The 23,380-nt window shown below is 67.3% G+C and carries 22 protein-coding genes, 2 tRNA genes and 1 riboswitch; of the genes, 7 read left to right on the top strand and 17 right to left on the bottom strand.

Features of this window, described 5'->3' with window-relative positions:
- Positions 1-23: 23 nt before the first annotated feature.
- From MU449_RS11120 to MU449_RS11090, 7 genes are all read right to left on the bottom strand, one after another.
- Positions 24-485, bottom strand: coding sequence for a PaaI family thioesterase (locus MU449_RS11120; protein ID WP_244738158.1), 462 nt, complete (start codon positions 483-485; stop codon positions 24-26).
- On the bottom strand, positions 475-897 hold the full coding sequence (locus tag MU449_RS11115) for a PaaI family thioesterase (RefSeq protein WP_244738157.1): 423 nt from the start codon (positions 895-897) through the stop codon (positions 475-477). The genes MU449_RS11120 and MU449_RS11115 overlap by 11 nt, the downstream gene beginning before the upstream one ends.
- 42 nt (positions 898-939) lie before the next feature.
- Positions 940-1,707, bottom strand: coding sequence for a YoaK family protein (locus MU449_RS11110; RefSeq protein WP_244738156.1), 768 nt, complete (start codon positions 1,705-1,707; stop codon positions 940-942).
- Positions 1,708-1,852: 145 nt separating this feature from the next.
- Positions 1,853-2,182: a tRNA-binding protein gene (locus MU449_RS11105; RefSeq protein ID WP_244738155.1), complete on the bottom strand. Its 330-nt coding sequence runs from the start codon at positions 2,180-2,182 to the stop codon at positions 1,853-1,855.
- Positions 2,179-2,991 (bottom strand): pyrroline-5-carboxylate reductase, encoded by an 813-nt coding sequence (gene proC / locus MU449_RS11100; RefSeq protein ID WP_244738154.1) that lies wholly within the window; start codon positions 2,989-2,991, stop codon positions 2,179-2,181. The genes MU449_RS11105 and proC overlap by 4 nt, the downstream gene beginning before the upstream one ends.
- A gap of 11 nt (positions 2,992-3,002) precedes the next feature.
- Entirely contained in the window at positions 3,003-3,491 is a 489-nt protein-coding gene (locus MU449_RS11095; RefSeq protein ID WP_244738153.1) for a type III secretion system chaperone family protein, read from the bottom strand.
- A 147-nt stretch (positions 3,492-3,638) separates the two neighbouring features.
- Positions 3,639-3,812, bottom strand: a complete 174-nt coding sequence (locus tag MU449_RS11090) for a hypothetical protein (protein WP_244738152.1) — start codon at positions 3,810-3,812, stop codon at positions 3,639-3,641.
- A 98-nt stretch (positions 3,813-3,910) separates the two neighbouring features.
- Between MU449_RS11090 and MU449_RS11085 the strand changes: the two genes are divergently transcribed.
- Entirely contained in the window at positions 3,911-4,411 is a 501-nt protein-coding gene (locus MU449_RS11085; RefSeq protein WP_244738151.1) for a sigma-70 family RNA polymerase sigma factor, read from the top strand.
- A 246-nt stretch (positions 4,412-4,657) separates the two neighbouring features.
- On the opposite strand, the gene MU449_RS11080 is transcribed toward MU449_RS11085, so the two are convergent.
- The 6 genes from MU449_RS11080 to MU449_RS11055 all read right to left on the bottom strand — a co-directional run bounded on the left by MU449_RS11080 (position 4,658) and on the right by MU449_RS11055 (position 11,653).
- Positions 4,658-7,012, bottom strand: coding sequence for a glucose/quinate/shikimate family membrane-bound PQQ-dependent dehydrogenase (locus MU449_RS11080; protein WP_244738150.1), 2,355 nt, complete (start codon positions 7,010-7,012; stop codon positions 4,658-4,660).
- Positions 7,013-7,085: 73 nt separating this feature from the next.
- Positions 7,086-7,940 (bottom strand): nickel/cobalt transporter, encoded by an 855-nt coding sequence (locus MU449_RS11075; RefSeq protein ID WP_244738149.1) that lies wholly within the window; start codon positions 7,938-7,940, stop codon positions 7,086-7,088.
- Complete coding sequence (locus MU449_RS11070) at positions 7,931-8,563, bottom strand: DUF1007 family protein (RefSeq protein WP_244738148.1); 633 nt, start codon at positions 8,561-8,563, stop codon at positions 7,931-7,933. Before MU449_RS11070 ends, MU449_RS11075 begins: the two co-directional genes overlap by 10 nt.
- 51 nt (positions 8,564-8,614) lie before the next feature.
- Positions 8,615-9,403, bottom strand: coding sequence for an inositol monophosphatase family protein (locus tag MU449_RS11065; RefSeq protein WP_244738147.1), 789 nt, complete (start codon positions 9,401-9,403; stop codon positions 8,615-8,617).
- A gap of 63 nt (positions 9,404-9,466) precedes the next feature.
- The gene (locus tag MU449_RS11060) at positions 9,467-10,669 is read right to left on the bottom strand and encodes an MFS transporter (RefSeq protein ID WP_244738146.1); all 1,203 of its coding nucleotides are present in this window, start codon (positions 10,667-10,669) and stop codon (positions 9,467-9,469) included.
- Positions 10,670-10,681: 12 nt separating this feature from the next.
- Positions 10,682-11,653 carry a LysR family transcriptional regulator gene (locus MU449_RS11055; protein WP_244738145.1) on the bottom strand — a complete coding sequence of 324 codons (972 nt, stop codon included), beginning with the start codon at positions 11,651-11,653 and terminating at the stop codon, positions 10,682-10,684.
- 103 nt (positions 11,654-11,756) lie between these two features.
- On the opposite strand from MU449_RS11055, the gene metF reads away from it, so the two are divergent.
- From metF to MU449_RS11025, 6 genes are all read left to right on the top strand, one after another.
- Positions 11,757-12,608, top strand: coding sequence for a methylenetetrahydrofolate reductase [NAD(P)H] (gene metF / locus MU449_RS11050; RefSeq protein WP_244738144.1), 852 nt, complete (start codon positions 11,757-11,759; stop codon positions 12,606-12,608).
- 41 nt (positions 12,609-12,649) lie between these two features.
- Positions 12,650-12,738: riboswitch (glycine riboswitch) on the top strand.
- Positions 12,739-12,874: 136 nt separating this feature from the next.
- The gene (gcvT, locus tag MU449_RS11045) at positions 12,875-13,969 is read left to right on the top strand and encodes a glycine cleavage system aminomethyltransferase GcvT (protein ID WP_244738143.1); all 1,095 of its coding nucleotides are present in this window, start codon (positions 12,875-12,877) and stop codon (positions 13,967-13,969) included.
- A gap of 11 nt (positions 13,970-13,980) precedes the next feature.
- Positions 13,981-14,340 (top strand): glycine cleavage system protein GcvH, encoded by a 360-nt coding sequence (gcvH, locus tag MU449_RS11040; RefSeq protein WP_244738142.1) that lies wholly within the window; start codon positions 13,981-13,983, stop codon positions 14,338-14,340.
- A 45-nt stretch (positions 14,341-14,385) separates the two neighbouring features.
- Positions 14,386-17,223, top strand: a complete 2,838-nt coding sequence (gcvP, locus tag MU449_RS11035; protein ID WP_244738141.1) for an aminomethyl-transferring glycine dehydrogenase — start codon at positions 14,386-14,388, stop codon at positions 17,221-17,223.
- A gap of 72 nt (positions 17,224-17,295) precedes the next feature.
- Positions 17,296-17,371: transfer RNA gene (locus MU449_RS11030), tRNA-Ala, on the top strand.
- Positions 17,372-17,443: 72 nt separating this feature from the next.
- Positions 17,444-17,533, top strand: a tRNA-Ser gene (locus MU449_RS11025).
- Between the two features lie 108 nt (positions 17,534-17,641).
- On the opposite strand, the gene MU449_RS11020 is transcribed toward MU449_RS11025, so the two are convergent.
- The 4 genes from MU449_RS11020 to kdpA are packed head-to-tail and all read right to left on the bottom strand — an operon-like array spanning position 17,642 to position 23,331.
- A complete protein-coding gene (locus MU449_RS11020; protein WP_244738140.1) occupies positions 17,642-18,334 on the bottom strand; it encodes a response regulator in 693 nt (230 codons plus the stop codon).
- Positions 18,331-21,036 carry a sensor histidine kinase gene (locus MU449_RS11015; protein ID WP_244738139.1) on the bottom strand — a complete coding sequence of 902 codons (2,706 nt, stop codon included), beginning with the start codon at positions 21,034-21,036 and terminating at the stop codon, positions 18,331-18,333. The genes MU449_RS11020 and MU449_RS11015 overlap by 4 nt, the downstream gene beginning before the upstream one ends.
- A gap of 53 nt (positions 21,037-21,089) precedes the next feature.
- On the bottom strand, positions 21,090-21,644 hold the full coding sequence (locus MU449_RS11010; RefSeq protein ID WP_244738138.1) for a potassium-transporting ATPase subunit C: 555 nt from the start codon (positions 21,642-21,644) through the stop codon (positions 21,090-21,092).
- A gap of 10 nt (positions 21,645-21,654) precedes the next feature.
- Positions 21,655-23,331: a potassium-transporting ATPase subunit KdpA gene (gene kdpA / locus MU449_RS11005; protein ID WP_244738137.1), complete on the bottom strand. Its 1,677-nt coding sequence runs from the start codon at positions 23,329-23,331 to the stop codon at positions 21,655-21,657.
- Between the last annotated feature and the right edge of the window lie 49 nt (positions 23,332-23,380).

The following is a 23,380-nucleotide window of genomic DNA, read 5'->3' as shown; positions in this document are numbered from 1 at the left end:
GGATCGGGGCCGAAGGGAAGGGGTCAGGTGCCCTGCGGCATCAGGAAATGCCCGGTGGCCTGGGCGAACAGACGCTCGCGGTTGTCCTGCCACGCCTCCACATGGACCGAGGCATAGCGGCGGCCGAACCGGTTGACGCGGGCGCGGGCGAAGGCGTCGCGCGGCAGGCCGGGGCGCAGGTAATCGACGGTCATGTTGATGGGGCGCGGCAGCGGAGGCAGGGGGGTGCCCGTCTCCATCCGGTCCCAGGTGCTGCGCCAAGCCAGTTCGATCAGGGCCGCGGTTTCCAGAAAGGCCGCCGTGGCCCCGCCATGCAGGGCGGGCGGCGTCGGCACGCCGATCAGCATGTCGCGAAAGGGCAGGATGGCCGTCAGCTCGTCCCCCCGCCGATCAAAGCGGATGCCGAGGAAGCGGGCATAGGGGACCCCTTCGATCAGATCGGCCAAAGCCGCATCGCGGCGGGTCTGCATCGGGTCAGGCGCCATCGCGCACCACCGTGAAGGTTCCGGTCGCGGTGGCGACGGGGCGGGTCATGTCCGCGTCGAACGTGGTCGCGCGCACGAAGGCGACATGGGCCGTGACATGGTGGCATTCGGCTTCAGCGATCAGCCGCTGGCCCGGTGTCGCCGCCCGGAAGTAGTCGATGCGCAGGTCGATCGTGGCGGTCGCGCCCTGCGCTTCGGGATGCGCCATGACGGCGGCCCCGCAGGCGGTGTCCATCAGCACCGACACCGCCCCGCCGGCGATCACCCCCGTCGCAGGGTCGCCCACCAGGCGCGGGTCATAGGGCAGGGTCAGCACGGCGCGGGCCGCGCTCACCTCCTCCACCGAAATGCCAAGGGCGGCGCAGTGGGGAATGGCGGCGACGAAGGTGCGGGCGCGGTCTTGTAGGGTCATGCGGGCGAAATTACGATCCCCCGCAGACGGGCGCAAGCGGTGTCAGGCCGCAGGATCGGCCAGCGGCGCGCGCGACCGTCCCTCGGCATGGCGGGCCGACCAGAGCGCCATGCCCAAAAGGGCGATGCCCGGCGGAATGGCGAAGTTCCAGCCGACCATCCCATGCCCCACCGCCCCCGCGACGCCGCCGATCACGAAGGCCGCGACAAGCTGGACGTAAAGCCACAGGCGGCCCTGATCCGACACCACCCCCGACGCGGGCGCGACGCGACGATAGAGCGCGCGCCCGATTTCGATCCCCATGTCGGTGATCAGGCCCGTGGCGTGGCTGGTGCGGATGCGGGCGCCGGAAATGCGGGTGATCGTGGCGTTCTGCAGGCCCATCACGAAGCACACCGTGATCAGGCCCACGCGCGCCTCCATCGGACTGGGCAGCGCCGCGATCAGCGCCAGCGCCATCAGCAGCACCCCCTGCAAGCCCAGGGGAAGGGCATAGCACAGCCGGTTGCGGTGAATCTGCCCCCAGGCGATCATGGCCGAGGACAGGGCCGCCCCCAGAATGAACCCCAGAACGGCGGCGATGCTGTCGATCAACAGGATCAGGTTTTCGGCGACAAGACCGCCCGCCAAATTCGACAGGTGCCCGGTCATGTGGGACGTGTATTGCGACAAAAGCAGCAGCCCGCCCGCGTTCAGGCTGCCCGCGATCGCGGCCAGCACGATGCCGAGCATACGGTTCGTCGCCTGGGTGCGGTGCTGCGCGGCGGCAAGCCGGGCCACGCGATACGCCCGTGGTGATTGGATGGTCAACTGGCCGTCCTTTCCTGCGAAATGGCCTCCCTCGATCAAGGGTGGGGCAGGGGACAGCGTCGAACAAGCGTGTGTCAGCGCGGTGACAGGATCGGGCGCGGCCTTTTGCCGACCGGCGCGATTTTGGGCGTGTTTCAGCCGGATGTCAGAAAAGTTTACCGCCCCTTGGCACGGGCTGGTCGGGCGCGATCAGCACCACCTCGCCCTCCGCGTCGGGCAGGCCCAGCACCAGAACTTCGGACAGGACCTTGCCGATCTGGCGCGGGGGGAAATTGACGACGGCCAGCACCTGCCGCCCGATCAGGTCTTCGGGCGTGTAGTGGCGGGTGATCTGCGCCGAGGAGCGTTTTTCGCCCAGATCGCCGAAATCGACCCAGAGCTTGAATGCGGGCTTTCTCGCCTCGGGGAAGGGTTCGGCGCGGGTGACGGTGCCCACGCGAATGTCCAGCTTTGCGAAATCGTCATAGGTGATCATGCGCCCAGCTCCTTTCCGCGTTCCGCCGCCGCGTGCACCGCGCGGCGCATCAGGGGCGCAAGGCCGGTTGTGCCGTCCATCAGTTCGGCCAGTGCGGCGGCCGTGGTCCCGCCGGGAGAGGTCACGTTGACGCGCAACACCTCGGCGCTCTCATCACTGCGATGGGCCAGTTCGCCCGCGCCGCACACGGTCGCGCGCGCCAACCGCATGGACAGATCCTCGGGCAGGCCCTCGGCCACGCCCGCCGCCGCCAGCGCCTCGATCATGTGAAAGACATAGGCGGGGCCGGAACCGGAGACGGCGGTGACCGCGTCCATCTGATGCTCCACCTCCAGCCGGACGGTGTCGCCCACCGCGGCCAGCAGCGTTTCGGCCAGTTGCATGTCGGCCTCGGTCACATGGCGGTTGCCGGTCAGGGCCGTGATCCCGCGCCCCACGGCGGCGGGGGTGTTGGGCATGGCGCGGACGATGGGCGTCTCCTCCCCCAAAAGACGGGCATAGGCGGCGATGGACGTGCCCGCCGCCACGGTCAGAAACAGCGTCGCCCCCCCACCCAGGGGCGCAAGCTGGGGCAGCGCCTCGGCCATCATCTGCGGCTTGACCGCGATCAGGACCAGCGCGGGATCGGGCGGCAGCGGGGCGTTGATCTGCACGCCCTGCGCCCGCACCCAGTCGGAGGGGCGCGGGTCGATCACATGCACGCCCCCCGGCGACATGCCGCCCTCCAGCCAGCCCGCCAGAAGCGCCGACCCCATCTTGCCGCAGCCCAAAAGCACGAGGCCGCGTTTTCCCAGATCGTCGAAGGTCATGTCGTGTCCTTTCACGCGCGGCCGAACGCCTCGGCCATGGCGATGTGGATGGCGCGGTCGGGGGCGGTGTCGCCCCAGGCCACAAGCTGGAACGCGGGATAGAAGCGTTCGGCGCTGCGCACCGCGTCGCGCATCAGGCGTTCGACCTGTTCCGCGCCCACCGTCTGCCCGCCGGACAACAGCAACCCGTGCCGCCATGCCATCAGCTTGCGATCCGTCCAATAGGTGAAGGCCCCGCACCATACCCGGTCGTTCACCCGGTTCAGAAGGTCATGCACGGCGGGCAGCCGCCCCGCCGGCGGGTCCATGTTGAAGGTGCAGACCAGGCGCAGCACCTCGTCCCCCGCCGACCAGATCAGCGTCAGGGCATAGGTCTGCCACTGTCCCGCGACGGACAGCGCGATGCGGTCGTCGGTCAGGCGGTCGAAGTCCCACGCCTGCCCCTTGGCGAAACTCTCCACCGCGTCGATCGGGTGAAGGTCGCTTTCGGAATACCACATCGCATCAGCCTTTCGTGCGGGCCGCACCCTGCGGGGGTGGGCCGTTCCGAATCATACTAGATATGGAGGGCGAATCTGTGAATCCTTAAAACGCCCCTTCGTGCGAATCTCTTGGGGATAAACGCTGTGGACAAAGTCAATACGGGATCAGCGGTCGCCTGCGTCTTCCAACGCACGGGCCGCCAGCGCGCGTTGCAGCTGGCCCGCAAGGTCCAGGATCGCGGGCGGCACGGATTCGTCCCGCAAGGCGCGGATCAGGTCGGCGGCCATGTCGGCCAGATCGTCGTCCAGGCGGGCGGTCGCCTGTTCCTCGCGTGTCATGCCGGTCCGTCGTCCCTTTCCTGCGTTCCCCCCAAGGGCGGAACAAAACACCCCACCCCACGTTGAGGCGTCGTAAATCCGATCACAGGGGCATGGGCATGAATCAGCAGGCGGACGGGAATGTCATCCCCGATGTGCTGGACCTGGTTCCCGCATTGCGGGCCTATGCCCGCGCCCTGTGCAAGAATGCCGCCGATGCCGACGATCTGGTGCAGGATACACTGGTGAAAGCGCTTGGCAACATCGACAAGTTCGAAGCGGGAAGCCGCCTGCGCGCGTGGCTGTTCACGATCATGCGCAACAGCTTCTACACCTCGGTCAAGATCCGCACGCGCGAAACCACCGCGGGCGAGGATTGCATCTCGGCCACGCCGACGATCGACGCGACGCAGGAATGGTATGTGCGCGGGCAGGAACTGATGGCGGCGGTGGACCGGCTTCCGGCCCATTACCGGGAAATGCTGATCCTCGTCGTGATGCTGGGCGAAAGCTACGAGGTGGCGGCCAGCATCTGTGACTGCGCGGTCGGCACCGTCAAAAGCCGTGTGAACCGTGCGCGCCAGATGGTCATCGAAGACCTTGGCGTGGACGCATTGTAAGGGGAGGGAAGGCCATGTTCGCCATGAACGGGAATAACGGGACCGGCAACCGGGGGGGAGATCGCCCGATGATGTCGCAGATGAGCGATCGGAAGGCCGATCAGAATTCGCCCGACCGGATGAGCATTCCCTACATCTTCCTGACGGCGGTGGTTGCGGTGCTTGCGGGGGTCGTTCTGGCTTGGCTCGGCTGACCCTGCGGATCGGAATGAACGGCGCCCCCGCGGATGCGGGGGCGCCGTTTTTTCATGGCAGGGTATAGGCGATGATGTAATCGCCAGGCTTCGTCCCGATGGAACCGTGGCCCCCCGCGACGATCACCACATATTGCCGGCCGTTCACGTCATAGGTCATGGGCGTCGATTGCCCGCCCGCCGGTAGGCGCGCCTTCCACAGCAGATCGCCCGTGGTCAGGTCATAGCCGCGCAGGTAATCGTCCACCGCCGCAGCAAGGAACGCCACGCCGCCGCGGGTGATGATCGGCCCGCCGATGCCCGGCACGCCCAGTTCGAACGGCAGGGGCAGGGGGGTCATGTCGCGCACCGTGCCGTTCTTGTGCCGCCAGGCGATATCGCCCGTGGTCAGATCGGCCCCCGCGACATAGCCCCATGGCGGCGCCTGGCACGGAATGCCCAAGGGTCCGAGGAACGGCCCCATCTCCACCCCATAGGGCGCGCCTTCGTTGCGGTTGATGCCCTGTTCGCTGGCCGTCTCATCCGCGCCGCGCGGCGGAATGTCGGCGCGGGGGATCAGCTTGGAGGTGAAGGCCAGATAGGTCGGCATCCCGAACATCACCTGACGTTCCGGATCCACCGCGATGGAGCCCCAGTTGAACACCCCGAAATTGCCGGGATAGATCAGCGACCCGTTCAGCGACGGCGGGGTATAACGCCCTTCGTAGTTCAGGCGATTGAAGTCGATCCGGCACATCAGCTGGTCGAAGATGGACATGCCCCACATATCGGCCTCGCGCAGCGCTGCAGGCTTGAAGGTCAGGGCGGAGGTCGGTTGCGTGGGGGCGGTGAAGTCCTCGGGGATCGCGCCGCCGGGGGCCGGTTCCTCGGTCACGGGCAGGATCGGCGCGCCCGTCTCGCGGTTCAGGACATAGATGTCACCCTGTTTCGTGGGGCCCACCAGCGCGGGCACGGACGCCCCGTCGATGGTCAGATCCACCAGAACCGGCTGTGCGGGCACGTCCATGTCCCACAGGTCGTGATGGACGGTCTGGAACACCCACGCCTTCTGCCCCGTGTCGATATCCAGCGCGACGATGGAGGAGGAGTGCTCCTCCACCGCCTCGGACCGGCCCATGCCCAACTGGTCGGGCACTTGGTTGCCAAGGGGGATGTAGACCAGCCCCCGCTGCTCATCGACCGAGAAGATGGACCAGCTGTTGGGCGAATTGGGGGTGTAGGTCTGGCCTTGGGCGATGTCGATCGGTGTCGTGTCGTCGGGATTGCCCGCATCCCAGTTCCACAACAGCTCTCCCGTGTCGATGTCGAAGGCGCGGATCACCCCCGATTGCGAGAAGATGGAGAAGTTGTCGTTGACCGCGCCGCCGATGATCAGCTTGCCGTCCACCGCCACGGGGGGCGAGGTGGAGTAGTAGTAACCGGCCGGATTGTAGGGCATCCCCGCTTCCAGATGCAGGGTGCCATTGTCGGCGAAGGAGGTGCAGACCTGCCCCGTGTCGGCGTCTAGCGCGATCAGCCGCGCATCGGCCGTCGGCAGATAGACGCGGGCGATGCAGGCGGGGGTGTCGCCGCCGGGCGCATCCGGCGCAGGCGCGCCGGTGTTCCAATAGGTGACGCCGCGGCAGGTCTGGTGCTGGCGGTCGGGGTTCATGCCGGAATTGGCGTCGAACCGCCAGACCTCCTCGCCCGTCTGCGCGTTCAGCGCGATGGCAAGGTTGTGGGGCGTGCAGACATAAAGATTGTCGCCCACCTTCAGCGGGGTCACCTGATAGGTCGTTTCGGTCACGTCGTCGGGGCGTTTCACATCGCCCGTCTGATAGCGCCACGCCTCGGTCAGGTCGGACACGTTTTCGGGGGTGATCTGATCCTGCGGCGACCAGCGCTGGCCGTAATTCGTGCGGCCATACTGGTGCCAATCGCTGGCGGGCATGTCGTTGCCGGTGGCGGCATCGGCCACGCGCGCGTCGGGCAGGGCGCCCGACCGGTCCGTGGGATCTTGGAACATCGACCAGACGGCGACGGCCACGGCCGCCAGCACCGCCAGCGCGATGGGCAGGCCGGGGGGGTTCGTGGGCCGCCCCACCCGCGCCTCGGGCGTCAGCAGGCGGTTGCGCACGAAGGGCAGCCAGAGCCAGATGCCCAGAAGGACCGGCACCCCGCCATAAGGGGCCAGACGCCACCAGTCGAACCCCGCCTGACTGACGGACCAGACCAGCCAGCCCAGCAGCACGACCGCGTAAAGGTGAAGCGCCGTCGCGCGGCGGCGGAACACCAGTCCCGCGACCAGAAGGATGGCCAGACCCAGCACGAGGTAGGCGACACTGCCCCCCAGGATCGTCAGCCAAGCGCCGAGTATGGTGAGCGCCAGTCCCACCGCACCCAGCAGAAGGGTGGTGAACAGGATCATTCGAATGCCCCTTTTTCGTTTTCTGGGGCATCAGATAGGGCGGGTTCCCGCCGACGGCTAACTTTTTCGCGATCTAAAGGCGGGTCAGGGCGGTCAGGGCAAGGATCATCGCCCCCGTGGCGATCTGCACCCCGGCCCAAAGATGGGGATGCCCGTCCCCGCTGGCCGCCGCCAAGCGGCGCGCAGTCAACCCGCCGCCAATGGCGATGGCGTTGAACAGCGCCGTGCCGACGCCCATCGCCAGCACGCCCGCGACCCCCGCCCAGGGAATGCCGAACCGCCATGCGATCGCCAGAAGAAAGATCGCCCCCGTGCAGGGCCGCGCCGCCACGCTGGCGATCAGCACGGCGATGTCGCGGGGGGAGGTGAGGGCGTCCACCTCGGCCTTGGTGGGGCCGTGGGCGTGGCCGCAGCCGCAGGCATGGGTGTGGATGTGCGGACGCGCGCGCCATGCCCGCACCCCGCGCCAGATCAGCAGGGCCCCGATCAGGCCGATGACGATCCGGCTGGCGGTGGCCAAGGGCCCTTCGGCAAAGGCCGACGCATCGCGTGACGTGAGGGCGAAGGCCCCGATCACCACCCCCACCAGCAGGATCGCCGCCAGCGCCTGCGCCATGCTGGCCGCCACGCCGATGGCGAAGATGCGCCGCGCCTGCACCCGCGTGCCCATCGCAGCCCCGCCCAGAAGCACCTTGCCATGCCCCGGCCCCAACGCGTGGATGAAGCCATAGGCCCCCGACAGCGCGACCAGCGTCCAGAAGGCCGCGGCACTGCCGCCGCGGATCTCGCGGATCACCCCGGCCATCGCCGTCTGCACGTCGAACTGAAGCGCGTTGGCCCAGCCCAGGATGGCGGGCCAGTGCGCGGGCAGCCACCACACGGCCAGAACCGCCAGCAGGATCAGGGCGAGCGTGGCCGTCAGTCGCATGTCAGAACGACCTCGTCGGCAAAGCGTGCGCCGATGTTGGGATCATCGGGCATCTGTTCGATCGACAAGGCCGACAGGGCGGCTTGCACCTCGCGGTCCGCCGCCGTCGGCTCGAACGGGATCAGGGCCGATGTGCAGGTTTCAGGATCGGGCAGAACCGCCGTGATGGCATAGCTGTAGTAATAGAGCGGATCATAGAGCTTCAGGCTGAACGTGCCCGTGGCCGGAAGGGGGGTGGCCAGCGGCAGGTCGAACGTCACCTCGGCCCGATCCCCCTCCATCCGCGCGGTGCCATTCTGCGGCTGGCCCATCGGCACCTTCTGGCCATCGTGCCACAGATAGGTGTCGCCCTCATATCCCGGCTCCCACGTCGTCTCGCCCACGGCGATCTTTTCCATGTCCGTGGCGTCCAGCTTGCCGTCGCCATCCTCGTCCAGCCACAACTGGTCATACATCACCAGGGTGGAGAACGCGTCATAGAGCCAGACGATCCTCAGGCCCGTGACCTGACCGTCCTGGACCGTGAAGCCGGGCGTGGCGTCGATGAACACATGCGGATGCGCCAGCGCGGGGCCGGCGGTCAGCGACAGAAGAAGCGAGAGGCAGCAAGCGGGGCGTTTCATGCCCCGAGGGCTACCGCGCCCGAAGGCACGGCGCAAATGGTAATGGCGTGATCAGGCGCCGCGGATGATCTTGCGGAAGGGCTCGAACAGCGCCTCGTTGCCGACGATGACCGACCCCGTTTCCACCGGGTCCTGCCCTTCGCGGATGCCCGACACGAGGCCACCGGCCTCGCGCACCAGAATGAGGCCCGCGGCCAGATCCCAGGCGTTGATCCCGCGTTCCCAGTATCCGTCATAGCGACCGGCGGCGACGTAAGCCAGATCAAGGGCGGCGGCCCCCCAGCGACGCACCCCGGCGCAGACGGGCATCAGGCGGGCCAGATCCTGCAGCGTGGCGGGCAGGGTGCCCGTGCCGCCGAAGGGCACGCCGGTGGCGAAGATCGCCTCGATCATCTGGCGGCGGCCCGAAACCCGCAGGCGCTGGTCGTTCATCCAGGCGCCCGCACCCTTTTCGGCCCAGAACATCTCGTCCTTGGCGGCGTCGAACACGACGCCCGCGACGATCTCGCCCTTATGCTCCAGTGCGATGGACACGGCCCAGTGCGGCAGGCCGTGCAGGAAGTTCGTCGTCCCGTCCAGCGGATCGACGATCCAGCGGCGGGTGGGGTCCTGACCGGCGGTCTCGCCCGTCTCCTCGCCCAGCCAGCCATAGGTGGGGCGGGCGGTCATCAGCTCTTCCTTGATGATGCGCTCGGCCTCGCGGTCGGCCTTGGACACGAAGTCGCCCGGCCCCTTGGAAGACACCTGAAGATTTTCGACCTCGCGGAAGTCCTTGACCAGCGAACGGCCCGCCTTGCGGGCGGCCTTGATCATGACGTTGAGGTTCGCGCTGCCTTGCATCCCGGGACTCCTGCTTTTCAAGGGCGGGGGTATACGCGCAAGGCGGCGCGAAGGAAAGACCGATCAGGCGGAGAGTTCGGCCCGACGCGGCAGGAAGATCGCAAGCACGCCGAGCGCGGGCAACCAAGACAGCACCAGATAGACCGCGCGGATGCCATAGGTGTCCGCCGCAAGGCCGATCCCCGCCGCCGCGATCCCGCCCATCCCGAAGGCAAGGCCGAAGAAGATGCCCGCCACGGCCCCCACACGGCCCGGCATGATCTCTTGCGCCGTCACCAGAATCGCGGGAAAGGAGGAGGCGAGGATCAGCCCGATGCACACCGTCAGCACGGCGCACCCCCAGAACCCCGCATAGGGCAGGGCCAGCGTGAAGGGCAGCACCCCCAGCACCGAGAACCAGATGACCGCGTTCGTGCCGAACCGGTCCCCGATCGGGCCGCCGAACAGGGTGCCCAGCGCCGTGGCCGCCAGGAATACGAACAGCATGATCTGCGAGGTCTGGGTGGACACGCCGAACGTCTCGATCTGATAGAAGGTGTGGTAGCTGGTCAGCCCCGCCATATAGGCGTTCTTGGAAAAGGTCAGGATGATCAGCGCGGCCAGCACGACGATGGTGCGGTTGCGGCCAAGGGGGAAGGTCTTGGCCACGACGGCCCCCGCCTTGCTGCGGACGTGGTTCTGATACCACTGGCCCACGCGGAACAGGACGAGCACGCCCAGCGCCGCCAGAACGCAGAACCACGCGACCGCCGGCCGCCCGAAGGGCACGACGATGAAGGCCGCCAGAAGCGGCCCGGTGGCCTGTCCGGCATTGCCGCCCACCTGAAAGATCGACTGCGCCGCCCCGAACCGCCCGCCTGCGGCCATGCGGGCGACGCGGCTGGCCTCGGGGTGGAAGATCGAACTGCCGATGCCGATCAGCGCGGCCCCCAGCAGCAGGGTCGCAAAGCTGGGCGCCGTCGCCACCACCGCCACGCCGATGAAGCTGGAGATCATGCCCACCGGCAGCGACATCGGCGCGGGGCGGCGGTCGGTCATGATGCCCACCACGGGTTGCAGAAGGGAGGCCGTGCACTGGAACACCAGCGTCAGCATTCCGATCTGCCAGTAATCCAGCTGGAAATCGGATTTCAGGATCGGATAGATCGCGGCCAGAACCGACTGCATCACATCGTTGATGAAATGGCACAGGCTGACCGCCAGAATGATCGGATAGGTCGTGCGCAGCGCCTGTGTCGCCGGTTTCGCGGTGTCGGTCATGGCCATGCGGTGTCCCCCTCAACCCTTGGGTGATATCGCCGCCGTTTCCGCAAGGCCAGAGGAATTGCGACCAATCAGCGCACCCGGCCAGTCGCGCAGGCCGATGGAATGCTGCACCGACAGATCGCGGAACGCGCGCAGATAGGGTTTGTCCCCGTCCGCCTCGCGCAGCGCGGCATAGCTGGTGCGGGTGATCGTGCCCGGCGCCAGCGGACGCAGGGCATAGTCGGGGTGGTGCCAGACTTGCCGCAGCACCCAGTCGGGAATGACCGCAACCCCACGGTCGGCGGCGACCAGCATCAGGATCACCGCGGTCAGTTCGATGGGCCGCACGGCGCGCGGCTCCACCCGGGCGGGGGTCAGCATCTCGGTGAAGATGTCCAGCTTTTCCCGCGTGACGGGATAGGTGATGAGGGTCTGGTCGCGGAAATCCTCCGCCTCGATCAGGTCCTTGGCCGCAAGCGGGTTCAGCGCTGAGGCGATGAAGGTGGGGCGATAGTCGAACAGCGGGTGAAAGGTCACCCCCTCCATGGGCACGGGATCGGAGGTGATGACCACGTCGATCTCTTCCCGCAGCAAGGCGGGCAGCGCGTCGAAGGCCAGCCCTGCGCGGATGTCCACATCCACATCGGGCCAGGCGTGGCGAAAATCCTCAAGCGCGGGCAGCAGCCATTCGAAACAGGCGTGGCATTCCATGGCGATGTGCAGCCGCCCGGTCTTGCCCGACCGCAGGGCGCGGAATTCGTCGTCCAGCGCCTCCACCTCGGGCAGGACGCGTTCGGCCAGCCGCAACAGGCGCAGACCGGCGGCGGACAGGCGCAGGGGGCGGGCGGGCCGCACGAACAGGTCGATCCCCGCCTGCTCTTCCAGTCCCTTGACCTGATGGGACAGCGCCGATTGGGTGATGTTCAGCATCTCGGCCGCGCGGGCCAGGCCACCGGCGCGGTGGATGGCACGGATCGTGCGCAGGTGGCGAAGTTCCAGATGCATGTCGCGCCTTATCTTGCGGTCGGCCTCATGTTCGTCTTGAACAGGATGAATTTGTTTTGGGCAAGCGAAGATGCGACAAGGAGGGTGTCAGAGGAGACATCGCATGGCCCCCCGCATCTCGTTCGAGTTCTTTCCGCCGCAATCGCTCGACGCCTCGTTCCGGCTGTGGGACACGGTGCGGTTGCTGGCGCCGTTGCGGCCGGAATTCTGTTCGGTCACCTATGGCGCGGGCGGCACGACGCGCAAGCTGACGCATGAGGCGGTGACGACCATCGGCAAGCAGTTCGGCCTGACCGTGGCCGCGCACCTGACCTGCGTGGACGCGACGAAGGCCGAAACGCTGGAGATCGCCCATGCCTATGCCGATGCGGGGGTGACGCAGATCGTGGCCTTGCGGGGCGACGCGCCGAAAGGGGCGGATCGGTTCACGCCCCATGCGGAGGGCTTCGCCAGTTCGGTGGAGCTGGTGGAGGCGCTGGCCGCCGAGGGGAGGTTCACGATCCGCGTCGGCTGTTACCCCGAACCCCATCCCGAAAGCGCCGACACCGCCGCCGACGTGGCCTTTCTGGCGCGCAAGGTGCAGGCCGGGGCCACCAGCGCCATCAGCCAGTTCTTCTTCGAGCCGGAGACGTTCCTGCGCTTTCGCGACGCCTGTGCGGCGGCGGGAATCGCCGCCCCGATCATCCCCGGCATCCTGCCGATCGAGAATTGGAACGGCGTGAAGAAATTCGCCGCCCGCTGCGGGCAGGCCGTGCCCGACTGGCTGGATGCGCGCTTTGCCGCGACCGACGCGGCGGATCACGAGGCGCTGTCGGTCGAGTTGTGCACCGATCTGTGCCGGACGCTGGTGGCCGAGGGGGTGGAGGATCTGCATTTCTATACCCTGAACCGCCCGACGCTGAGCCGGGACGTGTGCCGCCGCCTGGGCGTGGCGGAAGTTGCCGACGCTGCCTGAGGGGGGCTTGCCAGACGGGGGCCGGGCGCGCTAAGGCATCATCATCAGGTTTGGGAGACACCGCGTCCGCGCGGGGCCGAAGGAGCAACCGCCCCGGTAAACTCTCAGGCAGAAGGACCGGCCTGATGTAAACTCTGGAGAGAGGCCGCGGATGCGGTCCGCCGACGGGATAACGATCTCAGGCACCAAGGACAGAGGGGGCATCGCGGGGCGGGGATTGGCCTGCCTGACGGTGCCGGGATTCCGGCCGCAAGACGGGGAAGCCCATGGACCTGCAACGCCTGCCGCTGCACGATCTTCATGTTGAACTTGGGGGCCGCATGGTGCCCTTCGCCGGATGGGAGATGCCCGTCCAGTATGAAGGCGTGATGGCCGAACATCTGCACACCCGCAAGGCGGCGGGCCTGTTCGATGTCAGCCATATGGGACAGGTTCTGCTGCGTCCCCGCACCGACATGGCGGCCCTGGCCGCCGAGTTCGAAGCGCTGATGCCGGTCTCTGTTGCGGCGCTGGCCGAGGGGCGGCAGCGTTACGGCCTTCTGACCAATGAACAGGGCGGAATCCGCGACGATCTGATGTTCGCCAACCGGGGCGATCATCTCCATGTCGTCGTGAATGCGGGCTGCAAGGAGGCCGACATCGCCCATCTGACCGCGCATCTGGGCGATCAGGTGCATCCCGTGACCGACCGCGCCCTTCTGGCGCTGCAGGGGCCGCTGGCCGAGGATGCGCTGGCGCGGCTGGTGCCCGCGGTCATGGCGATGCGGTTCATGGACGTGATCACCGCCGATACGATCTATGGCCCGCTGTGGATTTCCCGTTCGGGTTATACCGGCGAGGACGGGTTCGAGATTTCCGTGCCCTTCGGCGGGGCGAACGGGCTGGCCCGCGCGCTTCTGGCGATGGAGGAGGTCGCGCCCATCGGTCTGGGCGCGCGCGACAGCCTGCGGCTGGAGGCGGGGCTTTGCCTTTACGGCCATGACATCGACGAGACGACCTCGCCGGTGGAGGCGGGGTTGACCTGGGCCATCCAGAAGTCGCGCCGCACCGGCGGATTTGCCGGCGACACCCGCATCCTTGCCGAACTGGCCGACGGGCCGGCGCGTGTCCGCGTGGGCCTGCTGCCCGAAGGCCGCGCCCCGATGCGCGAGGGCGTGGCCCTGTTCGCCGAAGACGGAACGCCGGTGGGCACCGTCACCTCCGGCGGCTTCGGGCCGACCGTGGGCGCGCCCGTGGCCATGGGCTATGTCGCGGCCGGCCATACCGCCATCGGCACCAGATTGTTCGGCGAGGTGCGGGGCAAACGCCTGCCCGTGAGCGTCGCCGCCATGCCTTTCGTCCCCGCTTCCTATAAACGCTGAGGAGCTTCCCCATGAAATACACCGAAGAGCACGAATGGCTGCGCGTCGAGGGTGATTATGTCGTCGTCGGCATCACCGAACACGCGGCCACCCAACTGGGCGACGTGGTGTTCGTCGAACTGCCCGAACTGGAAACGCAGGTTGCCTCGGGCGACGAGGTCGTGGTGATCGAAAGCGTCAAGGCGGCGTCCGACATCCTCGCCCCCGTGGATGGCGAGATCGTCGAGGTGAATGACGAGCTGGCCTCCAACCCTGGTCTGGTGAACGAGGATCCGACGGGCCGCGCCTGGTTCTTCAAGCTGCGGGTCGAGGATCTGTCGGTTCTGGACCAGTTCATGGACGAAGACGAATACGCCGATCTGATCGGCTGACCCCGGGGGCCGCTGCGCCCCCATCTTTTCACGGCAGGAGCCTTCATGGCCTATACCCCCGTCGCTTATGACCCCTATGATTTCGCCAACCGCCGCCATATCGGGCCCTCGCCGTCCGAGATGGAGGAGATGCTGGCCGTGCTGGGCACGCCGTCGCTGGAGCAGCTGATCGAGGAGACGATCCCCGCCTCCATCCGCCAGAAACGCCCGCTGGACTGGGCCCCGTTGGCCGAGCATGAGCTGCTGGAGCGGATGCGTCAGGTGGGCGCGAAGAACCGCGTCATGACGCAGCTGATCGGGCAGGGGTATTACGGCACGGTGACGCCGCCCGCGATCCAGCGCAACATTCTGGAAAACCCGGCATGGTACACGGCCTATACCCCCTATCAGCCCGAAATCGCCCAAGGGCGGCTTGAGGCGCTTCTGAACTACCAGACCATGGTGTCGGACCTGACGGGTTTGCCGGTGGCCAACGCGTCATTGCTGGACGAGGCGACGGCGGCAGCGGAAGCGATGGCCATGGCCGAACGTGCGTCGAAATCCAAGGCGCGCGGGTTCTTCGTGGATGAGAACTGCCACCCCCAGACCATCGCCGTCATCCAGACCCGCGCGAAGCCGCTGGGGGTCGAGGTGATCGTGGGCGCGGCCAGCGATCTGGACGCGGGCGCGGTGTTCGGCGCGATTTTCCAGTATCCCGGCACGCTGGGCGAGGTGCGCGATTTTACGGCCGAGATCGAGGCGCTGCATGGGGCGAAGGCCATCGCCGTGGTGGCGACCGATCTTCTGGCGCTGTGCATCCTGAAGGAACCGGGGGCGATGGGGGCCGACATCGCGGTCGGGTCCAGCCAGCGCTTCGGGGTGCCCATGGGCTATGGCGGGCCGCACGCGGCCTTCATGTCCTGCCGGGACGAGTTGAAGCGCACCATGCCGGGGCGGATCGTCGGCGTGTCGATCGACGCGCGCGGCAACAAGGCCTATCGCCTTGCGCTGCAAACCCGCGAACAGCACATCCGTCGCGAAAAGGCCACGTCGAACGTCTGCACCGCGCAGGCGCTTCTGGCGGTCATGGCCAGCTTCTATGGCGTGTTCCACGGGCCGAAGGGCCTGCGCGCGATTGCCGAACGGGTGCATTTCAACACCGTCCGTCTGGCAAACGCCCTGAAAGCGGCGGGCGCGGATGTTCAGCCCGACGCGTTCTTCGACACGATCACCGTGCGGGTGGGCGTGGGCCAGCAAGGTATCATGGCCGCCGCGCGGCACCGCGGCATCAACCTGCGCAAGGTGGGGCGCGACCGCGTCGGCATCTCCTTGGATGAGACGACGGATGACGGCGTGATCGCCCGCGTGCTGGACGCCTTCGGCATCACGGACGCGGCGGAAAAGACCATCGCGCTGGGCGTGCCGGACGCGATGATCCGCCAGTCGGATTACATGACCCATCCGGTGTTCCACATGAACCGCGCCGAATCGGAGATGATGCGCTACATGCGCCGTCTGGCCGACCGCGATCTGGCGCTGGACCGCGCGATGATCCCGCTGGGGTCCTGCACGATGAAGCTGAACGCCGCGGCCGAGATGATGCCGATCACCTGGCCCGAATTCGGCTCGCTCCACCCCTTCGCGCCCGCCAATCAGGCCGAAGGCTATGCCGAGGCGATCGGCGATCTGGCGGAGAAGCTGTGCGAGATCACCGGCTATGACGCGTTTTCCATGCAGCCGAACTCGGGTGCGCAGGGGGAATATGCGGGGCTGTTGACCATTCAGGCCTATCACCGCTCGCGCGGGGACAATCGCGACATCTGCCTGATCCCGATGTCGGCGCATGGCACCAACCCCGCCACCGCGCAGATGGTCGGCATGAAGGTCGTGGTGGTGAAGACCGCGCCCAATGGCGACATCGACATCGAGGATTTCCGCGCGAAGGCCCAATCTGCAGGCGACAAGTTGGCCGCCTGCATGATCACCTATCCCTCCACCCACGGCGTGTTCGAGGAGGGGGTGCGCGAGGTGTGCGAGATCACGCACCAGTATGGCGGTCAGGTCTATATCGACGGGGCCAACATGAACGCGATGGTGGGGCTGGTGCAGCCCGGTGCCATCGGCGGCGATGTCAGCCACCTGAACCTGCACAAGACCTTCGCCATTCCGCATGGCGGCGGCGGTCCGGGCATGGGGCCGATCGGGGTGAAGGCGCATCTGGCGCCCTTCCTGCCGGGCCACCCTGAAACGGGCGGCGAGGAGGGGCCGGTCTCGGCCGCGCCCTATGGTTCGGCGTCTATCCTGCTGATCTCCTGGGCCTATTGCCTGATGATGGGGGGCGAGGGGCTGGCGCAGGCGACGCGCGTGGCGATCCTGAACGCCAACTATATCGCGGCGTCCTTGCGCGGGGCGTATAAGGTGCTGTTCATGGGCAACCGGGGCCGCGTGGCGCATGAATGCATCCTCGACACCCGCCCCTTTGCCGAGGCGGGCGTGACGGTGGACGACATCGCCAAGCGGTTGATCGACAACGGCTTCCACCCGCCGACCATGAGCTTTCCCGTGCCGGGCACGCTGATGGTGGAACCGACCGAGTCCGAGACGAAGGCCGAGATCGACCGCTTCGTGGCGGCGCTTTTGTCCATCCGCGAAGAAATCCGCGCGGTGGAGCAGGGCGAGATCGCGGCCGACCAGTCGCCGTTGCATTTCGCGCCGCACACGGTGGAGGATCTGGTCGCCGACTGGACCCGCCCCTATCCGCGCGAACAGGGATGCTTCCCGGCGGGCAGCTTCCGGCAGGACAAGTATTGGCCGCCCGTGGGCCGGGTGGACAACGCCTATGGCGACCGGAATCTGATTTGCATCTGTCCGCCGATGGAAAGCTATCAGGACGCGGCGGAATGACGTGTCGGGGGGCCATCTCGGCCCCCCGTTTCATTTGACAGATCATGGTCGCTGCGGCACAGATATCGGCATGGGGTCGTAGCTCAGTCGGGAGAGCGCGTCGTTCGCAATGACGAGGTCAGGGGTTCGATCCCCCTCGGCTCCACCAGACACCGAAATCCGGGGGCGACGGAACAGATTGGGCTTGTCTCTGCACGACGCTCTCCCTATACGGATCGGCGGAGACGTGGCCGAGTGGTCGAAGGCACACCCCTGCTAAGGGTGCAGGCCCGGAAGGGTCTCGAGGGTTCGAATCCCTTCGTCTCCGCCACCCATTCCCTTAGTTTTTTCGTGCATACCGCATCAAGGCCAGCGGTTACGTGCGCCTCGCCCCATGCCGCATCCGCCCGAGGATGGGGGGCCATGCCGCCTCTGATCGTCAGTCCGGGCTGCGCAGGCGATACCCGACGCCGTTTTCCGTCAGGATGAAGCGGGGCATGTTGGGGCTGTCGTGCAGCCGCTGACGCAATTGGCGGACATAGACGCGCAGGTATTGCGGATCCGTCGTCTCGCCCCAGACTTCGCGCAGAAGATGTTGGTGGGTGATGACCTTGCCCGCGTGCTGGACCAGGATGCGCAGGATGTCGTATTCCTTGGGCGACAGGCGCACATCCTCGCCATCCACCTGCACAAGGCGGCGCACGAGATCGACGGTCAGCCCGCCCGCGCGGAAGACCGGCGTCTCGCCATGCCGCATCAGCTTGTGGCGCAGGGCGACGCGGACGCGCGCGGCCAGTTCCTTCATGCCGAAGGGTTTGCCCACGTAATCATCCGCCCCCGCCTCCAGCGCGCGGACGATCCCGCCTTCATCCGTGCGGCTGGACAGGATGACGACGGGCACCGCGATCCCGGCCGCGCGCCACCCCTGCAACACGTCAAAGCCCGCCCGGTCGGGCAGGCCCAGATCCAAAAGAACCAGATCGGGCATTTCCGCGCCCATCTGATCCTCCGCCTCGCGCGCGTTGCGCGCCTCGAGGATGCGGAACCCTTCCGCCGTCAGGCCCACCCGCAGCAATTTGCGGATGGGCTGTTCATCGTCCACGATCAGGACGCGTGCGCCGTGCGCGGTCATGGTGCCTCCGGTGGCGGTATATGGGGTGCCGGGGGGACAGGGAGCCGCAGGGTGAAGGTCGCACCCGTGCGATCCCGGCGGTTGGCGGCGGTGATGGTGCCGCCCATCGCCTCCACGAACCCGCGGCAGATGGCCAGCCCCAGCCCCGTTCCCGCCTGAACGTAATCCTGTTTGCCGACGCGGGTGAACATGTCGAAAATCCGCTCGGTGTCCTGCGGTGGGATGCCCGGCCCTTCATCGCGGACCTGAACGACCACCGACCCGCCGTCGCGCCACGCGCCCACATGGATCAACGTCGCGGGCGGGGCGTATTTGGCGGCGTTGTCCAGAAGGTTGAACATCACCTGTTCCGTCAGCATGGGGTCGATCCGCAGGGGCGGCAGGTCGGCGGGAACGGACACCTGCACCCGGTGGCCGGACAGGATCGCGGCGGCGCGGGTCATGGTGGCGCCGATGACCTCGTCCAGATCGATGAGCGTGCTGTTGGGTTCGGTCAGGCCGGTTTCGATGCGGGTCATGTCCAGAAGGTTGCCGATGAAGCGGCTGAGGCGGTCGGTCTCCTGCTCGATCGTTTGCAGAAGGTCGTGACGGTCGTCCTCGCTCATGGCATGGCGATAGTCGCGCAGCGTGCCAGCGGCCCCCTTGATGCCCGCCAAGGGGGTGCGCAGATCGTGCGAGACCGATGTCAGCAGGGCCGAACGCAGACGGTCCGCCTCGGCCGCCAGACGGGCGCGGTCCAGATCGTCCACCAGCTGGATGCGTTCAATTGCTAAGGCCGCCAGATCGGCCAGCGCGTTGTAGAGGCGCTGCTGTTCCGGCGTCAGGAGGGGGCCGGGCCGGTCGCTGTCCAGACCCATCACACCCACGGTCATCCGCCCCGTGCGCAGCGGAAGATAGAGGCGCTTGGCCCCCGGCAGCGTCTCTGCCCCGCGTCCGGCCGGACGGTTGTGCTCCCACGCCCATTGGGCGGCGGCGATGTCGGCATCGACCAGCGTGTCATCGGGCGGAAATCCCGCCCGCACGGTCACCGTGCTGCCTTCGGGCAACAGGATCACCGTGTTCAGATGCAGCATGGAGGCGATCTGATTCACCGACACCCACAGCACGTCATCAAGGGTGCCCGCCACGGTCAGGCGTTTGGAAAACAGGAACAGGTTCTCGGTCATGCGCGCCCGTGCCCGTGCGGCGGCGGCCTGACTGTGCACCCGCGCCGTCAGGTTCGACGTCAGCAGCGCCGCCCCGAAAAAGAAGAACAGCGCGACGACGCTTTCGGGATCCCGGATCGTGAACGTGTGCCGGGGGTCGAGGTAGAAGAAATTGAACACCAGCGCCGCCAGACCGGAGGCATAGAGCGCGGGCCACCGCCCCGCCGTGACGGCCGAGGTCAGGACCGCCATCAGAAAGACGATGGCGATGTTCTGCACGTCCAGCGTCTGCGACAGAAGATATCCCAACCCCAGCGCCGCGGCGACATAGAAGGTGGCCAAGGCATAGGGGCGCAGGCTGAACGGGGCGCGATCCGCCGCCGCGCGGGGGATGCGTGGCCCCGCCGCCGTCCCGCGCCCCGAGATGACGTGGACGCTGATGTCGCCCGCCTTGCGCAGAAGCTCGGATGAGACCGGAGGCTCCATCCATTCGCGCCAGCGCGGCTTTTCCACCCGTCCGATGATGATGTGATTGATGTTGTGCGACTGGGCATAGGTCAGGATTTCATGCACCACGTCCTGCCCCGGCAGGGTCAGGGTCTGTGCGCCCAACTGTTCGGCCAGGCGCATGGTGGCGGCCAATCGGTCCTTTTGCGAATCCCCGAACCGGGCCGCCTGCGGCAGGTCCACGTTCACCACGGTCCACGGGCCGCGCATCCGGTCGGCCTGCCGTTTGGCATAGCGGACGAGTTCCGGCGCACGGGCGCTTTCGTTGACGCAGACCAGGAACCGGTCCCCCGACGGCCAGCTTCCGCGAATGGCGTTGGCCTGCATGTGGTGAAGCAGCTGCTGATCCACCCGCTGTGCCGTGCGCCGCAGCGCCAGTTCGCGCAAGGCCGTCAGGTTGCCCGGCGCGAAGTAGTTGCGGATCGCGCGGCTGGCGGTTTTCGGCAGATAGACCTTGCCTTCATGCAGGCGCTTGATCAGATCGTCCGGGGTCAGGTCGATGATCTCGATATCGTCGGCGCGGTCGATCACGCTGTCGGGCACGGTTTCGCGCACGCGGATGCGGGTGATCTTGGCCACCACGTCGTTCAGGCTTTCGACATGCTGGATGTTCAGCGTGGAATAGACGTCGATCCCGTTTTCCAACAGTTCCAGCACGTCCAGATAGCGTTTGGGGTGGCGCGATCCGGGGGCGTTGGTGTGGGCCAGTTCATCCACCAGCACCAGCGCGGGGCGGCGGGTCAGGATCGCGTCCAGATCCATTTCGTCCAGCCGCTGCCCGCGATAGTCGATGATCCGCCGGTCCACCGTTTCGAACCCGTGCGCCATGGCGGCGGTGTCAGCCCGCCCATGCGTTTCGACGACGCCGACGACGACATCCACCCCCTCGCGCCGCCGGTTGCGGCCCGATTGCAGCATCTCATAGGTCTTGCCGACGCCGGGGGCGGCGCCAAGGAAAATCTTGAACCGCCCGCGCGTTTCCTGCCGCGCGCGTTCCAGCAGGGCGTCGGGGGACGGGCGGTGGTCCGTGTCAAGGCCGGGCTCCGGCATGTGCAAGGGTTCCTTTCGGCGCGGGCGGGCCGACGGGCGGCCCGCCTTCGATCCTACATGTTGTCGATGGCGCGGTTCAGGTCCAGCACATTGACGATCCGTCCCGCGGTCAGCGGCCCGCCCGGTGCCTGGGCCAGGCTGCGCACAAGCGCCTGCACGGCCGCCGCATCCCGCCCCCGCGCCCCCGCCACGCGGGGCACCTGATACAGCGCCGCCGCTTCGGAGATGTGCGGATCCAGCCCGCCGCCCGAGGCGGTGGCCAGATCGGCGGGCAGGGGGGCTTGGGATGTCGCGCCGTAACGCGCGACCGTCTCCTCGGCCCGCGCCCGGACGTCCGCCCCGGCGGGGGACAGGTTCGACCCCGCCGCCGCCATGCCGTCGTAATCCGCGGCCGAGGGGCGGGGCCAGAAATACCCCGCCTGCGTGAACCCTTGCGCGATCTGGCGCGACCCCACGGCCGCCCCCGCCGCATCGCGCAGGATCGAGCCGTTGGCGGTGAAGGGCCGGGCCCCTTGGGCAAAGGCCCAGACCAGCGTGGTGTAGCCGCCCGCGCAGATCGCCAGCGTCAGGGTCGCGATCCGCAACGAGGAAAGAAGATTGAGCAACATGGAACGCTCCTTACCGATACGTGTCGATGGCGGTCAGATGGTCGGCGATCGGGCCAAGGGTCGCCGCCGGAAAGAAGGTGAGCGCGCCGACGACGATGACCGTCACGCCCAGCATCGCGGCGAACACGCCGCCCTCCACGCTCAGCGTGCCGGGGGATTCCTGCGCGCGGCGTTTGGCGGCCAGCGATCCCACGATGGCCAAAGGCAGGATGATCGGGATGAACCGCCCCAGAAGCATCACCAGGCCGGTCGCCACGTTCCACGGCACGGTGTTGTCGCCCAGACCCTCGAACCCTGACCCGTTATTGGCAGCGGCGGAGGAGAATTCGTAGAGGATCTCGCTGAACCCGTGGGGGCCCGCGTTGTTCAGCGCGTCCATCCCCCAGGGTGTGGCGGCGAAGATCGCCGTGCCGCCCAGGATGAAGGCGCCATGGGCCAGAAGCGCGAAGAGCGCCAGCTTCACCTCCTTCGCCTCCACCCGCCAGCCCAGATATTCCGGCGTCCGTCCGATCATCATGCCCGCCACGAACACCCCAAGGATGATATAGAGGAACATGTTGATCATGCCGACGCCAACGCCGCCGAACGTCTCGCCCAGCCACATGCCGATCATCGGCATCAGGCCCGTCAGGGGATTCAGGCTGTCATGCATCGCCCCCACCGATCCGTTCGACGTGGCCGTGGTGATCACCGCCCAAAGCGGTCCGGTGGCCGCCCCGAGACGAAGCTCCTTCCCCTCAAGGTTGCCGACATCCTGCGCGATCGCCAGATCGGCGAAGGCCGCCGTCGGCGCGCTTTCGAAATACAGCGCGCCCGCGGCCTTCACGAGCAGGAAGGCGGCCATCACCGCGAAGATGACGGCCCCGTGCCGCATCCGTCCGATCAGCCGCGCGAACATCCACACGCAGGCCATGGGGATCAGCAGGATCGCGGCCATCTGGATCAGGTTCGACCAGAAGGTCGGGTTCTCGAACGGGTGGGTGGAATTGGGGCCGAAGAACCCGCCGCCATTGGTCCCCAGCTGCTTGATCGCGACGAAGGCCGCGACGGGGCCGCGCGCGATGGTCTGCTGCACCCCTTCCAGCGTGGTGACCACGGCCGCGCCCTGAAACGTCATCGGCACACCCGTCAGCACCAGAAGAACGGCGGTGACCAGCGCCAGCGGCAGCAGCACAAGGAACGTCGCCCGTTGCACATCGACAAAGAAGTTGCCCATCGCGCGCCCCGCAAGCCCCCGCGCCAGCGCCGCCAGCGCCGCGATCCCCGTGGCCGCCGACACGAATTGCAGCCACATCAACCCGACGATCTGGGTGAGATGGCTGTAGGTGCTTTCCCCCGAATAATGCTGAAGGTTGGTGTTCGTCGTGAACGAGGCGGCGGTGTGGAACATCAGGTCGGGGCGCACCGGGCCCATCCCGTCGGGGTTCAGGGGCAACCATGGTTGCAGCGCCTGCACCGCGAAGACGGTCCCGAACATCACGACGTTGAACGCCAGCATCGCCAGAACATAGCGTTTCCAGTCCTGATCGGACCGGGCCATGCGCCCGCCGATCCCCTGGAACAGCCGCGTCATGCGGCCGGAGGCGGCGGGGTCCATCGCCCCGGCCATCATCCGGCCCAGGGGCCAGGACAGGGCCGCCGTGGCCCCCAGCAGGACGAATGCGAAAAGAAGTGTCTGGATATCCATCGGATCCCCCCGCATCACGACCGGTCAAGGCCATGCGTCAGCGCCACAA

Source organism: Falsirhodobacter halotolerans (assembly GCF_022899245.1).
GTDB classification, from domain to species: domain Bacteria; phylum Pseudomonadota; class Alphaproteobacteria; order Rhodobacterales; family Rhodobacteraceae; genus Falsirhodobacter; species Falsirhodobacter halotolerans.
This window is presented reverse-complemented; position numbering and strand designations above follow the sequence as displayed.